The 15,670-nt window shown below is 33.8% G+C and carries 9 protein-coding genes; 8 read left to right on the top strand and 1 reads right to left on the bottom strand.

The annotated features are described in order from the left end of the window. Positions 1-5 precede the first annotated feature (5 nt). Both AC1Q5Z_RS15295 and AC1Q5Z_RS15300 read left to right on the top strand, forming a co-directional pair. Positions 6-860: an AraC family transcriptional regulator gene (locus tag AC1Q5Z_RS15295; RefSeq protein WP_289057502.1), complete on the top strand. Its 855-nt coding sequence runs from the start codon at positions 6-8 to the stop codon at positions 858-860. Between the two features lie 165 nt (positions 861-1,025). Continuing rightward, positions 1,026-1,526: a hypothetical protein gene (locus tag AC1Q5Z_RS15300; RefSeq protein ID WP_343587096.1), complete on the top strand. Its 501-nt coding sequence runs from the start codon at positions 1,026-1,028 to the stop codon at positions 1,524-1,526. Positions 1,527-1,612: 86 nt separating this feature from the next. On the opposite strand, the gene AC1Q5Z_RS15305 is transcribed toward AC1Q5Z_RS15300, so the two are convergent. Continuing rightward, the gene (locus AC1Q5Z_RS15305; protein ID WP_343587093.1) at positions 1,613-3,019 is read right to left on the bottom strand and encodes an alkaline phosphatase; all 1,407 of its coding nucleotides are present in this window, start codon (positions 3,017-3,019) and stop codon (positions 1,613-1,615) included. Between the two features lie 324 nt (positions 3,020-3,343). On the opposite strand from AC1Q5Z_RS15305, the gene AC1Q5Z_RS15310 reads away from it, so the two are divergent. The 6 genes from AC1Q5Z_RS15310 (at position 3,344) to AC1Q5Z_RS15335 (ending at position 15,663) form a co-directional block, all read left to right on the top strand. Further along, positions 3,344-6,082 (top strand): substrate-binding domain-containing protein, encoded by a 2,739-nt coding sequence (locus AC1Q5Z_RS15310; RefSeq protein ID WP_343587091.1) that lies wholly within the window; start codon positions 3,344-3,346, stop codon positions 6,080-6,082. A 230-nt stretch (positions 6,083-6,312) separates the two neighbouring features. Next, positions 6,313-7,671 (top strand): sugar porter family MFS transporter, encoded by a 1,359-nt coding sequence (locus AC1Q5Z_RS15315; RefSeq protein WP_492445724.1) that lies wholly within the window; start codon positions 6,313-6,315, stop codon positions 7,669-7,671. Continuing rightward, entirely contained in the window at positions 7,634-9,250 is a 1,617-nt protein-coding gene (locus tag AC1Q5Z_RS15320; protein ID WP_343587087.1) for a glycoside hydrolase family 32 protein, read from the top strand. The genes AC1Q5Z_RS15315 and AC1Q5Z_RS15320 overlap by 38 nt, the downstream gene beginning before the upstream one ends. 184 nt (positions 9,251-9,434) lie before the next feature. Beyond that, the gene (locus AC1Q5Z_RS15325; protein WP_492445726.1) at positions 9,435-12,539 is read left to right on the top strand and encodes a SusC/RagA family TonB-linked outer membrane protein; all 3,105 of its coding nucleotides are present in this window, start codon (positions 9,435-9,437) and stop codon (positions 12,537-12,539) included. Between the two features lie 15 nt (positions 12,540-12,554). Beyond that, positions 12,555-14,246, top strand: a complete 1,692-nt coding sequence (locus tag AC1Q5Z_RS15330; RefSeq protein WP_343587084.1) for a RagB/SusD family nutrient uptake outer membrane protein — start codon at positions 12,555-12,557, stop codon at positions 14,244-14,246. Positions 14,247-14,265: 19 nt separating this feature from the next. Continuing rightward, positions 14,266-15,663: a DUF4960 domain-containing protein gene (locus tag AC1Q5Z_RS15335; protein WP_492445728.1), complete on the top strand. Its 1,398-nt coding sequence runs from the start codon at positions 14,266-14,268 to the stop codon at positions 15,661-15,663. Positions 15,664-15,670 lie beyond the last annotated feature (7 nt).

The following is a 15,670-nucleotide window of genomic DNA, read 5'->3' on the forward strand; positions in this document are numbered from 1 at the left end:
AAATTATGGTAAACGACTATAAAAAACACGATTTGTACGGCAAGACATTGATTCAGAAAATTGAATTAGCACCACCGTTTCATTTTGATTTTCCTGTTACAGAACAGGCCTGTTTTTTATATGTAAAAGGCGGAGATGTTGAATATCAAATTGATGACCAACAAATAAACATTACCGCCAATTATTCATTATTACTGAACTGTATAAATTCTGGAAAGCAGATTCATAATTCAAAGTCAAAAAATAATTGTGAAATTGTAATTGTCACTTTTTATCCAGAGATATTAAAAAAGATATACGACAGAGATCTTCCGCAGCTTTTACAGAGGCCTCTAAACGTAATCTCGAATAAATCTAGTGAAAAAATAAACAATGATTTTCTAATCCAGAAATACATCGAAGGATTACTGTTTTATTTTGAAAATCCTTCTCTTATCAATGAAGATATTCTGATTTTAAAATTAAAAGAGATTATTCTGCTGTTATCACAAACACAAAATTCAGAATCAATACAAGTGATATTGTCGCAACTTTTTTCTCCTACAACTTATACTTTCAAACAAATTATAGAAGCAAATTTGTTTTCGCAGCTAACTATTGAGGAATTAGCACAATTGAACAATTTGAGCGTTTCATCATTCAAACGTGAATTTGCAAAAATATACAACGATACGCCGGCAAATTACATTAAGGTTAAAAAGCTCGAGAAAGCAGCTCAGTTACTGCAAGTTTCAGATCAGCGTATTACAGAAATAGCGTTTGATTGCGGTTTTAATGATCTGGCCAATTTTACCAAAAGCTTTACAAGTAAATACAATATAAGTCCAACAAATTTCCGCCAGAAAAAGGACAATGAATAATTAAAAAATGGTTTTACATATTCTTTTAAGCATCCTTAAGATACATTCTTTTGGATGCTTTTTTGTGAACTAAATTGACAAATAATTGAACAAATCGACAAAACCATTTTCTTTGATTTATCCGAAGTTTGCTGTGTATTTTCAAACAATCTAAATCAATAAAAAATGGGATTATCAAGCTTAGGAATTTTTCATACAATTATAGGTGTTGCAGCGATCATTGCAGCAATAGCAGATTTTATCAAATATGGTAAAATCAATATAAACAAATCATCTGGTAAAATATATTTTTACGGGACAATTGTTACTTCACTGACATCATTAGGCATATCAAAACATGGTGGATTTAATCCTGGACATGTCTTTTCTATTTTTATAATTATTCTTGTTTTAGCAGCTTATTTTCTGAATTCTAAGAGAAAAAATAGTAGAAGAGCTCGCTATTTTGAAAACTTTTGGTTGTCTTTTAGTTTTTTTCTGTCTCTAGTTCCTACAGTTAATGAAACTTTTACAAGAATTCCATTAAGTCATCCATTGGCTAAGGATATAAAAGACCCAATAATAAGCAATACGCTTCTTGTTTTATTAGTACTATTTGTTGCAGGTTCAATTTATCAGTTTAAAAAGCAAAAGCTAATCAATGAAAAGCAGGATTTTAATTCGTGAAACCTTTGTCTTAAAATAGAACAGACCTTCAATTTAATTGAAGGTCTGTTTATTGTTTGAAGATTAGATTGTTTTCAAAAAAAAGTTTAATCTTCTTTTTCAATAGATGCTTGTAGCATCAAATAATGAAGATCTATGTTTTGCACAAAAGGCTTTAATAATTCGCTACCTGGGCCAAACATTGCCAATTCGACATAATCTCCCGAATGGTCCATACTAATCCATCCCACATTATTATGCTTTTTCTGAATTTCAGAGTAAGCTTTAAAAGGCAGTTTTTTGTAATTGTATAAGCCATCTTCCTGCTTTTCTAATCCAGAATAGAAATTCAATAAATGTTTAGCTTCATCATCTGTAAGACTGATTTTATTAGTTTCTTTTATCCAATCTTTAACTTGCTGCAAATTAAAATCTGCATGAATAGCGTTTAAAATATATTCGTTGGTGTATTTATAATCTGCAATACTATTGAAATTTTTGGTTGCATCAGCGCCATATATAAGACCTGGATTTGCATTTCCGTGATCGGTTGTTATAATTACAAGCGTTTCTTTATCTTTTTCAGCAAAATCAATTGCAGTTTTAACTGCTTCATCAAAAGCAAGCTGATCATGAATTAAAGCTGCAATATCATTTGCATGTGCAGCCCAATCTACTTTTCCGCCTTCAATCATCAATACAAAACCATTTTTATGATCTTTCATTTGGTCAATAGCTGCCGCACTCATTTCGGCAAGAGTAGGCGTTTGTTGTAGAGCCTCAATATTATTTCTGTCAATCGTGTACGGAAGTGCACCAGAATTAAAAACGCCTAATGTTTTTTCACCTTTTTTAATATTCTCTAAATCTGATTTTTGTTTTAATACCTGATATCCTTTTTGTTCGTAAATTTTATAAACATCTTTTTTATCAGCTCTTTTAGAAGGATTAAAAAACTCATCGCCGCCTCCCATCATTACATCCAGTCCAAGATTGGCATACATTTCTGCAATTTCATTTTCAGCATTTCTGCTATCAGAATTCACACAAAAACCAGCAGGAGTTGCATGAGTAATGGTAACTGTAGTAACGCAGCCTGCTTTTTTTCCAGCATTCTTAAATTTCTGCCAGATTGGAAGATACTTCTCTCCATTCGGACCAATATTCAGCACACCGTTTTTAACGCGATGTCCACCTCCAAAAGATGAACTTGCAGCAGCAGAATCGGTTACTGCAGAACTTGCAGATGCGGTATCCATTAAAGCTCTCGAAACTTTATTCTCTTTATAAAGGTTCATCCAATTTCCATTTTTCCCCAAAATATTTTGAGAGTAAAGATTGGCCATTTGTAACGTTCCGGTGCTCATTCCGTCACTTATAAGAAAAATGATGTTTTTTGCTTTTTTTCCTTTTTTATTTATCGCTCCTAAATCATTTGATAAGATAACGGAAGGACTAAGAGTAAATAGTCCTGCCAAAACTGATGAGCCTTTTAAAAATTTGCGTCTGTTCATTGTGCTTTAATTAGAAGAAGTAAATTAAAAGTATTTCTTTATTTAATGCAACTTTGATGCGTTAAATAATTGTTTTGTTTTGATAAACATAATTTTTAACATGCGAGTTTTATTGTTAAATGTTTTGATGTTTAGTTGTTTACGGGTTTTTGATTATAAATAATTAGTGTAATTTGTCAAGATGAAATAAAAGTTTAATTTTACTTTTTTATAATATCCTTCTTGTTTGCCACCTAATATATTTCCTTCCTAACTATATTGGCAAGCTGTTGGTTCAGAAGGCTATTTTCAAAACTTACACTATTTACAAAACCTCATTACCACATGTATCAATTTATAAAATATATTGTACTGGCTTTTGCAGTATCATTAAGTTTAATTTCTTGTAAAGAAAAACAAGGAAATAAGATTAAAGTTGGTTTTTCGCAGGCCATGACAACCGATGATTGGCGAAAACAAATGAATAGTTCTATTAAAATTGAAGCGTCGCTGAGACCAGAAGTCGATTTGACAATTAAAGATGCCAATAACAATGTCAATAAACAGATAGAAGACATTGAAAAATTTATTTCTAATAAAGTTGATGTTATAATTGTTTCTCCTATTCAATCTAAACCATTGACAGCTGTTGTAGAAAAATCAATCAAAGCTGGAATTCCCGTTTTGGTTGTCGACCGAAAAATTGAGGGAGAAAATTATACAGCTTATTTAGGTGCCGATAATATAGAAATTGGTCGAATTGGCGCTCGTTATATTATTTCGCACAGCAAAGGTACTGGTAAAATTATCGAAATTACAGGAGCAAATGGGTCTTCGCCAGCCTATGAAAGATCGCTTGGTTTTAATCAGATTATCAATGAAAATAAACGTTTTAGCATTGTTAAAACCATTCAAGGAGATTGGGAAAAAGAGTCTGTGAAAGAGCCATTAAAGATTGCTCTTCAGCAAAATCCCGACGTTGAATATATTTTTGCGCATAATGACCGAATGGCTTTGAGCGCCTGGGAAACTGCCAAAACTTTAGGATTAGAAAATAAAATTAAGTTTATTGGTGTTGATGCATTAAACAGTGTAAATGGCGGAATTGAATTGGTAAAAAATGGTGTTCTAGATGGAACAATTTTATATCCTACTGGAGGAAATGAGGCTTTAAAACTAGCATTGAAAATTTACAACAAAGAATCTATTTCCAAAAACAACATATTAAATACTATTGTTATCGATAAAAATAATGCAGAAATTATCGAAAACCAAATGGATAAAGTAGATCAGCAGCAAGTTGTAATAGAATCGCAGCAAGAGGCCATTAAAGTACAGGAAAAAGAATATGCTTCACAAAACAATTTGGTTCGTTTACTGAGTTTCTTTCTTGTAATTATTTTAAGCTTAACCATTTATAGCATTTATTCTACGATTTCGATTTCTAAGAAAAAGAAACAGCTGGAGAAAATTAACCAAACTGTTATTCATCAGAATAGTGAAATTCAGGAAATGGCAAAACTTGCGGCTAAAAGTAATGCTGCAAAATTGAGTTTTTTTACAGGACTTTCACACGAGTTTAAAACTCCTATCACTTTAATAATGAGTTATGTGGAATCTTTAATAGAAAATGATAAAATTAAAGGAACTGCATTGATTGACGAAGTTAAATTAATCCATAAAAATTCTAACCGCTTATTGCGATTAATTAATCAATTATTAGATTTCAGAAAAATTGAAGAGCAAAAATTTACTTTAAGAGCTTCCAATACTAAGATTTATGATTTTACTAATGAAGTCATGCTTAATTTCAAAGGTGAAGCTGCGCGCAGAAATATTGATTTTCAATTGATTTGCAAAAACAAAAGTCTTGATCTTTTTATTGATCGAAATTTGATGGATAAAGTGTATTTCAATCTATTGTCAAACGCTTTTAAATTTACGCCAGATAACGGAAAAATTACGATTTCGATTATTGAATCATCTGATAATTCAGTTAAAATCCATTTTAAAGATTCTGGAATTGGAATTCCCGAAAATGAATTGTCAAATGTTTTTAATCCATTTTTTAGAGCATCAAATAATAATAAAAACAGTTCGGGAATTGGTTTGCATTTATCGAAAGAATTTGTGCTTTTGCATAAAGGAAATATTGAATTGAAATCAAAACAAGGCAGCGAATTTATAATAACGCTTTTGAAAGGGAATGAGCATTTGCAGCCTTCAGAAATTATTCAAAAAGTAGAAAATTTAAGTAGTATTCCAAATCTGATTACTGATAATTTGGAACTAGAATCAGAATTAAAAGATTTAAATGCAATTGCAGATTCTGAGAAGCATTCACTTTTAATTATAGAAGATAATGCCGATTTGGTAACTTTCTTAAAAGCTAAATTATCTAATGAATATATTGTAAATATTTCTGATGGGAGTGATGCTATAGAAAAAGCTTTAGAAATTATTCCCGATATCATTATTTGTGATATTAATCTAGTGGATAAAGATGGTTACGAAATTAGCAAAGAATTAAAAAAAGATCTTCGTTCCTCACATATTCCTATTATTATTTTAACGGCGCAAAGCAATAAAGAAGCTGTTTTAAAAGGATTACAAAGCGGTGTCGATCTCTATTTGACTAAACCATTTAGTCTTTCAATTTTGAAACAGTCTATTTTGAGTCTGCTTTTCAACCGAGAAAAATTACGTTATTATTATACCAATAATATATATCGTGTAGAACCTGAATCTAAATTTGGAAACCAAGAACAAACTTTCATTACCAAAATGAATAGCATTATTATGACAAATGTTGAGAATCCTAAATTTTCTGTTGAAGAATTGGCAGACAAATTAGGCGTTTCTAGAGTTCAGCTATATAGAAAAGTGAAAGCCATAATAGGAATTAATATTAGTGACCATATTAATAATGTCAAATTAGAGAAAGCAGCAGAGCTTTTGAAGTCAAATGAAATGAATATTTCTGAAATTGCGTACTCATTAGGTTTCTCTTCTCCAAACTATTTTTCTACAGCTTTTAAGAATAAATTTGGAATTTCTCCTAAAGAATATAAAACGTCCAGCTAATTTGTCTTTGAAATTGTTTCTTTTAAAGTATCAATTTTGAAGGTGATGTAACAAAATCGAAACTACAAGGTTTTCGTAAAAGATTTTTAATTTACGTAAAACCTTGTAAATAAAGGTTTTGAGCTTAAAGTGCTAAACTATCAATATTTATAGAAATAAATTGTAACATCATTAAAAATAAGTTGATTTTTTTGCAGATATCTTAGCAACAAGTTTTTAATACATGTACAATGAATAAGATATTGATTTGGTCTGTTACTGCTGCACTGGCAGGTTTTCTTTTCGGTTTTGATACCGTAGTTATTTCTGGAGCTGATAAACAATTACAGCTTCTGTGGCACTCGTCAGATGCCTTTCATGGTTCAGTTGTTATGGCAATGGCTTTATGGGGAACTGTAGTTGGCGCTATTTTTGGAGGAATCCCAACTAATAAAATAGGACGTAAAAAAACGCTGTTCTGGATTGGTATTTTATATTTCGCTTCAGCAATTGGTGCTGCCTTTGCAAATAATCCATTTGTATTTGCTGCTTTTAGATTTATTGGCGGTTTAGGAGTTGGTGCTTCTACTATTGCTGCTCCGGCTTATGTGTCAGAAATTGCTCCGGCAGAGAAACGCGGAAGATTGGTTGCTTTGTATCAGTTTAATATTGTATTAGGAATTTTAATTGCTTTTATCTCTAATTACTTTTTAAAAGATATTGGCGAAAATGCCTGGAGATGGATGATTGGAGTTCAGGCAATTCCTTCTCTAATTTATATTCTGTTTATTTTGTCAATTCCGGAAAGTCCGAGATGGCTTTTATCTAAAAATCGTGACGAAGAAGCCCGTAAAGTGTTATATACTATTGATCCGTCAGCAAATATTTCAGATTTGCTGGACGATTCCCGTGAAAACGGTGTTACCAAACACGAAAATATTTTCATGAAGAAGTACCGTTTCCCATTGATTCTGGCTTTTTTAATTGCCTTTTTCAATCAGTTTTCTGGAATTAATGCATTTCTATATTATGCGCCAAGAATTTTTGAAGAAGCCGGTTTAGGACAAAATACAGCGTTGTTAAGCAGTATCGGAATTGGAGTTACAAATCTTATTTTCACCTTAATTGGTGTAGCATTAATTGACAAATTAGGAAGAAAGTTGTTAATGTACATTGGTTCTGTTGGATATATTATTTCACTCGGACTAGTATCGGCTTCTTTCTATTACAATTGGGGAGGTTTATCAGTTCCTATTTTCCTTTTCCTTTTTATTGCTTCACATGCAATTGGTCAGGGCGCGGTAATTTGGGTTTTTATTTCAGAAATATTTCCAAATCATATTCGAGCATCTGGACAAGCATTTGGAAGTTCAGTACATTGGGTTTTGGCTGCGATTATTCCGTCTTTAATTCCAATGTTATTTTCAGAAATCGGACCCGAAGTTGTATTCCTTATTTTTACTTTAATGATGGTTTTACAATTGTTATTTGTAATTTTTCTGATGCCGGAAACAAAAGGAATCTCTTTAGAAGCTTTAAGCGAAACACTAACTAAAAAAAATAACCACAAAAATGAAATCAAAGAAACATCTGCCGTTAGCTCTTTATAGTGCTGCCTTACTGTCGATAGTAGGATTAAAACCGTCTTCTGCAACTGCACAAACTGCTGCCGTAACTGTATCGAACACAGCGGAAGAACAAATGTATCGACCAAATTTTCATTTTACGCCAAAAAAAGGCTGGATGAACGATCCTAACGGAATGTTTTTCGCCAATGGATATTATCATTTATTCTACCAGCATTATCCTGACGGAAATACATGGGGACCAATGCATTGGGGACATGCCATTTCTAAAGATTTAATTAAATGGGAAGAACAGCCAATTGCGCTTTACCCAGATAAAGACAAATATATATTTTCAGGAAGTGCTGTTGTTGACACGCACAATACATCTGGATTAGGAACTGGAAATACAGCACCAATTGTTGCCATTTATACTTTGCATGATATGACAAAGGAGAAAGAAGGTAAAATTGATGTGGAACATCAGGATATTGCTTTTTCTAATGATAATGGTTTTACATGGCAGAAATTTGAGGAAGGAAATCCTGTCGTGAAAAATCCTGGAATTAGAGATTTTAGAGATCCAAAAGTATCTTGGGATGAAACGCATAAACAATGGATTATGGCTTTGGCAGCACAGGATCGAATTCATTTTTACAAATCAGCGAATCTAAAAAACTGGGAATTTGCATCTGAATTTGGAAAAAATATTGGTGCTCATGGCGGTGTTTGGGAATGTCCCGATTTCTTCGAAATAAAAGTAGAAGGAACAAAAGAAACCAAATGGGTTTTAATCGTAAATCTTAATCCAGGCGGGCCAAACGGAGGTTCTGGAGTTCAATATTTTGTTGGAGATTTTGACGGAAAAACTTTCACGATGGATCAAAGTTTTGCGGAAAGAGTAAATAACGAAAAAGCAGTTTGGGCAGATTATGGAAAAGATAATTATGCCGGAGTAACTTGGAATAACGTTCCAAGCTCAGATGGAAGACGATTATTTATCGGATGGATGTCAAATTGGGAATATGCACAGCAAGTTCCAACAACAACTTGGAGAAGTAGTACTACAATTCCGCGCGAATTGAAACTGGTTAAAAAAGAGGGCAATTATAATTTGGTTAGTATGCCAGTACGAGAACTAAATAATTATGTTGCTGAAACTATTAGTGCAAAGAGTTTAAACGGAAAAGGAAATTTAACATTGGTTAAAGATGGTTTTAATGATTTGACTAAAAGCATTATTAGCTTAGATTTAAAAAAATTAAAACAGTGCGATTACACTTTTACACTTTCTAATTTAGATGGCGAATCTTTAAGTTTTGGACTCAATAACAAAGAGAATTTTCTATTCATAGATCGTTCTAAAGCCGGTAAAGTTGATTTCTCTGATAAGTTTGCTTCAACCATGAGTAAGGTGTTTTTGGAAGGAAGCCAAAAAAGTGCCGCTTTTAAAATTATTTTGGATAAAACTTCAATTGAAATTTTTTATAACAATGGCGAAAAAGTGATGACTGAAATCTTTTTTCTAAATAAACCATTCTCAGCTTTATCTATTTCTTCGAAAGAAAAAATAGAGATAAACAATTTTAAAATTCAAGAACTAAATTTTTCTAAAAGTCATTAAAAAAGAATAGCAAAAGCACTTTTTCTTTAGTGAAGAAATGATTGCTAAAGCTTGAAAACATTCGAAAGATTATTCCTTTCTGACCTTTTATGCTTTATTCTGAAATAGATCGGCCACTTAAAATTGGCATTCGAAATACTAACTACGTAATTAACCAATTAAATATAACCAAAACCATTAATTTATGAAAAGTAAGATTATTTATTTTCTATTTTTCTTCTTTCCGATGCTGATGATGACGGCTCAGGAAAACGGAATAAAAGGAACGGTGTTTTCGTCTGATGACGGAATGCCGCTTCCTGGAGCGACAGTAATTATTTCAGGAACCAATACCAGTTCAGTAACTGACTTTGACGGAAATTTTTCCTTGCCGAATGTTGCTCCAGATGCTGTACTTGTAGTTTCTTTTATAGGATATGCCCCGCAATCGATTTCAGCTAAAGGGCAAAAAACAGTCAATGTGACGCTAAAAGTTGACAACAATCAATTGAATGAAGTTGTTGTAACGGGATATTCAAAACAAAAGAAAACGGATATTACAGGAGCGGTTGCTGTTGTAAACATGAAGGAAGTCATGAAACAGCCGGAACCAAACCCTATAAAAGCTTTACAAGGAAGAATTGCTGGAGTAAAGGTATCGTCGGATGGTTCGCCAAGCGGCGGAAATACCAAAGTGGTGATTCGTGGTGTTGGAACTTTGAATAACACAGATCCGCTTTATGTTATTGACGGAATGCCGACAAAATCTGGAATGCATGAACTAAATCCGAATGATATTGAAACCATTCAGGTTCTGAAAGATGCTTCTTCTGCAAGTATTTATGGTTCCCGAGCGTCGAACGGTGTGATTATCATTACAACCAAAAAAGGAAAAGAAGGCAAAATGAGAATCAATTTCAGCACCTATGCTTCCTTTTCTGATTATTCAAGAAAGTTAGATGTTCTAAATGCAAACCAATTTGGACAGGCGCTTTGGCAAGCAAATATTAACGACGGTTTAAATCCGAATAACAATAATTTACGCTATCAGTTTGATTGGTCGGTAAATAATAATAAACCGCAATTGAATAAAGTTTTGGTTCCAGAATATTTAGATGCACAGCAAACTCTTAAAGCTTCAAATACAGATTGGTATGATGCTATTTCTCAAACCGGAGTTGCCAATTCTTATGATTTGTCTGTTTCAAATGCATCAGATAAAGGAAATTATGTTTTCTCGCTTGGTTATTATGATAACGAAGGTGTAGTAAAAACTACTGATTTCGAAAGAATTTCGGCTAGAATGAACAGTTCGTATAAATATTTTGACGGGAAATTAGTTATTGGAGAAAATTTCAGTTTAAACCGTACAAACGAAGTGACAGATCCTGGCGTTTTAGATCCTGCACTTAGAGCTTTGCCAATTATTCCGGTTCACACTGTAGATGGAATAGGTTGGGGAGGTCCTGTTGGAGGAATGAACGACAGACAAAATCCTGTTCGTCTTTTAGAATATAATAAAGATAACAAATACGATTATTTGCGCCTTTTTGGTAACGTTTATGCGGATTTGGAAATCATTAAAAATCTGCATATCAAAACCAGTTTCGGAATGGATTATGGTTTTTATAAAAAACGTACGCTGCAAAGAAGTTACAAATCGGGTTATTTGCAAAACGATCAGACTTCTGTAACTATCGATCAGTCAATTAGTGATAAATGGACTTGGACGAATACAGCAATTTATAGCTTAAACTTTGGAAAAAGCAATCTGAATTTGATGGCGGGAACGGAGATGTATAAAGATACTTATGATACAAACACGTTGCGTAAAAATGACTTTTTGATTGAAACGCCAGATTATATGTATCCAGATGCAGGAACAGGAGAATCTTTTACCAGCGGAACTTCGACTGTATATTCTTTACTTTCTTATTTTGGAAAAGCAGATTACGAGTTTGATAATCGTTATTTGGTTTCGGGTACTATTCGTCGTGATGGTTCTTCTCGTTTTGGAAAAAACAATCAATTCGGAACATTTCCGGCAGTTTCAGCGGGATGGAGAATTAGCAACGAAAACTTCATTAAAAACAATGCTCCTGTTTTTTCTGACTTAAAATTAAGAGCAGGTTGGGGGCAAACCGGTAATCAAGAAATTAGCAATACAGCAGTTTACTCGCTTTATCTTGCAAGTTACGCAGGCGGAAGCCCAACTTGGGCAACGTCTTACGGAACTGCTTACGATATTGCAGGAAACGGAAACGGATTGCTTCCGTCTGGTTTTATCGCAACGCAATCAGGAAATGATGATTTGAAATGGGAAACTACGACACAGACCAATATTGGTTTGGACTTTGGTTTATTCAAACAAAAAGTAAGCGGTTCTGTAGATTATTATATCAAGAAAACGGATGATATTTTGGTATTGCCACCGTACTTAGGAGTTATAGGAGAAGGTGGAAACCGTTGGGTAAATGGAGCTTCTATGGAAAACAGAGGTTGGGAATTTTCTTTAGGATATCATGACGAAACTTCATTTGGATTGAAATATGATATTTCAGGCAATATTTCGGCTAACAGAAACAAAATGACCAAATTACCAGATGAAGTTAAAAACAATTATGGAGGCGATGGTCTAAACGATAATATCTTGGGACGACCAATAAATTCGATGTACGGTTACGTTACTGATGGCCTGTTTACAAGTCAGGATCAGGTTGATAATTCGGCTATTCAAGAAGGAAAAGGCCTTGGAAGAATTCGTTACAAAGATTTAAATGGCGATGGCGTAATTACAGATAAAGATCGTACATGGATTGGAAACCCAAATCCAGGATTGCTGTACGGAATCAATTTAAACTTGTCTTATAAAAACTTTGATTTTACCACTTTTTGGGAAGGTGCAACAGATGTTGACGTGATTAACAACACAAAATATCAAACTGATTTTTGGAGTGTTGATGACGTAGGATCAAATAAAGGAACTCGTTTACTGAATGCCTGGTCTTTGGACAATCCAAGTTCAACTATTCCGGCTTTGACAACGGTTGACAGAAATGCAGAATCTAGATTTTCGACTTATTATGTAGAAAATGGCAGTTACCTTAAACTAAGAGTTTTGCAACTTGGATATAGTTTGCCAAAAGAACTATTGAAAAAGCTAAGTATGGAAAGCTTCAGACTGTACATCAGCGGTCAAAATTTATTGATTCTTGATGCAAAAAGCTTCACAGGAGTTGATCCTGAAAATGCAGGTTTTGGATATCCACAGCCAACAACTTTTACGGCAGGTCTTAATTTTACTTTATAATAAAAGATTAAAAAAATGAAAAAAATAATATATATGGCAGGATTTTTAGCGATAGGTTTCTTCGCTTCCTGTTCCGATTTTTTAGAAAATGATCCGCGTGGCGTTTTGTCAGAAAAAGATATTGTAACGCCTGAGAATGTTGAAGGATTTATGAATGCTGCTTACGCTCAATTAGGAAATGATCATTACGATTCTCCGTACAGTTTATGGCCATTTGGAAATGTTCGTTCTGATGATGCCTACAAAGGCGGAAGCGGGACAAATGATATTCAGGATTTTCACTTTTTTGAAGTTTCAAATAATATCCGTCCAGATTTTGGAGAGTTGGACAGTTTCTGGTACATCAGTTATGTTGGTGTTTCAAGAGCCAATAAAGCGTTGAAAGCTTTAGAGCAAATCTCAGAAGCTGATTATCCATTGAAGAAAACACGTATGGCTGAAATGCGTTTTTTAAGAGGACATTTTTATTTTATGCTGAAAATCATGTTCAGAAATGTGCCTTATATTACCGAAGATGTTCCGGTAGAAGAGTATAAAACGATTTCAAACAAAGCACTTTCAAATGAAGAACTTTGGGAAAAAATTGCAGAAGATTTTCAAGCTGCGGCTGATAATTTGCCTGACACACAACCAGAAGTTGGACGTGCCAATAAAAAAGCAGCTTATGCTTATTTGGCAAAAACTAGACTGTATCAGGCTTATACGCAGGATGAAACATTTAAAGTTACAGGAATCAGTCAGCAGCATTTGCAGGAAGTAATTGCAGCAACGGATAAAGTAATTGGAAAAGCTTCTTTAGAACCTGACTTTGCCAACAACTTCTTACCAGGAACTTACGAAAACGGACCTGAATCTATTTTCTCGATTCAGTTTTCTGATAACGACGGAACTTTATACGGAAGATTAAATTTCTCGGATGTTCTTTCTACGCCACAAGGTTTAGGCTGTTGTGATTTTCATAAACCAAGCCAAAATTTAGTGAATGCTTTTAAAACAGGAGCAAATGGTTTGCCTGAATTTGATACGTACAACAACGAAGATTTTGATTACAAAAATATAGATGCAAATACGGTTGATCCTAGATTGTATCATACCGTTGCAATGCCTGGCTTGCCTTATAAATATGATCCAGAATTTTTATATGTTGAAGCTTGGGTACGTTCTCCAGGAACGTATGGTTATTACGCTTCTTTAAAAGAAAACGTTGCACCAAATTGCAGCTGTGTTGTAAATATTGACCCATTTTACGGAAATTCTAAAAACAGAATTCAGATTCGTTATGCCGATGTGATTTTGATGCGTGCCGAAGCTTTGATTGAATTAGGAAGACAATCTGAAGCTTTGCCGTTGATTAATGAAATCAGAGAAAGAGCAGCGCAGAGTACAGGAAGACTGCCATATGTGAGTAACTTCAAAATCAATACTTATGTGGATGGAAGCAATTGCAACTGGACACAGGATTTTGCCCGTAAAGCGTTGCGTTGGGAACGTCGTTTAGAATTGGCAATGGAAGGAAGCCGATTCTTTGACCTTGTTCGTTGGGGAATTACAGATCAGGTTATGAATGATTTTTATGCAAAAGAAAAAACAAAACGTACCTATTATCAAGATGCCTTTTTTGATGCGCATAAAGAAGAATATTGCCCAATTCCGTTGAAGCAAATTAATTTCAGTCAGGGATTGTATAAACAGAATCCAGGTTATTAATCTTTAAAAAATCAGCAATATGAAAAAAACTTTAAATAAATATTGGACCAAAGTGTCTATAGTATTCGCAATGATTTTTATGATTACTGCCTGCGAAAATAGTTTTGAAACTGGCGGATTTGATGTGAGTTCGCCTTCAAATGTACTTTCATTCAAATTGGATGGAGTTTCAGGAAACATTGATCAGACAACAGGAAAAATTACTGTTGTAATGCCTTACGGATCTGACATAACAGCTATAAAACCGGAAGTTGTTTTTGTAGAAGGTGCGACATCAAATCCGGAATTAAATTCGGCGATGAATTTTACAAATCCGGTAAAATTCAGAGTGGTTAACGGTAATTTATATAAAGATTATACAGTGACTACAACCGTTTTGAGTCCAATTAAGAGTTTTACAATTAATGGAGTTGCAGCGACTGTAAACGACATTAGCAAAACCATTAATATGACGCTTCCTGAAAATACTGATTTAACAGCGCTTAAACCAGTAATTGAAACAACTGCTGGTGTTACGATTTCACCTGCTTCAGGAGCAACAGTTGATTTTACAAATGCAGTTACTTTTGTAATAACATCAAACGGAAAAAGCGTTAATTATACCGCAAATGTTGGAGTTCCGGTAACAGGATTAACTGTGGCGTTTTTAGGAACTGCGGCTACAAGATCAGGAATTACAAATATGGATGAAGTTATGGCTTCGAACTGGTTGTTTGATAACTTCCCAGGAGCTAAATATATTTCTTTCGAAAGTATACAAAACGGTGCCGATTTAAGTGATATTGACGTCATTTGGTGGCATTTTGATTCGGCTGCCAATTTACCTTCTGTAGCTTATAATCCTGCGGTTACAAATGCATTGAAAAATTTCAGAACAAATGGAGGAAATCTGTTGTTGACTTCATTTGCTTCACAATATGTTGATGCTTTAGGAATTGTTCCGTCAGGAAAAGGACCAAATAATGTTTTTGGTGACTTTCCTCCAAACGGATTTGTAGACGGAAATTCATGGGGAATGTCATTCGTTGGTCATGAAGGTCATCCAATTTTCCAAGGTCTAACCACTTTTGAAGCTGGAAAAGCCAATTTACTGCAAAGTGGAACTTTCAGATTAAATCATACAGCGTGGTGGTTTTTACCAGAATGGGGCGGATACAATAATGGAGAAGGTTGGAGAAACCAAACCGGAGGAACAAATCTCGCAAGTGAAGCGTGGGATAATGAACTTAACGGAAGGGTTACAATTGCAGAATTTCCAAATACAAGCACAAATAAAAATGTAATTGTTATTTCTATGGGAGCTTATGATTGGTACAATGAAACCAATAGCAGCGGAGTGCCAAGTCAGGCAAATGAGTTTATCACAAACATTAAACTGCTGACACAAAACAGTATCAATTATTTAGCAGCAAAATAATCCACTT

The sequence above is a fragment of the Flavobacterium sp. GW823-FHT06G12 genome, assembly GCF_058794775.1.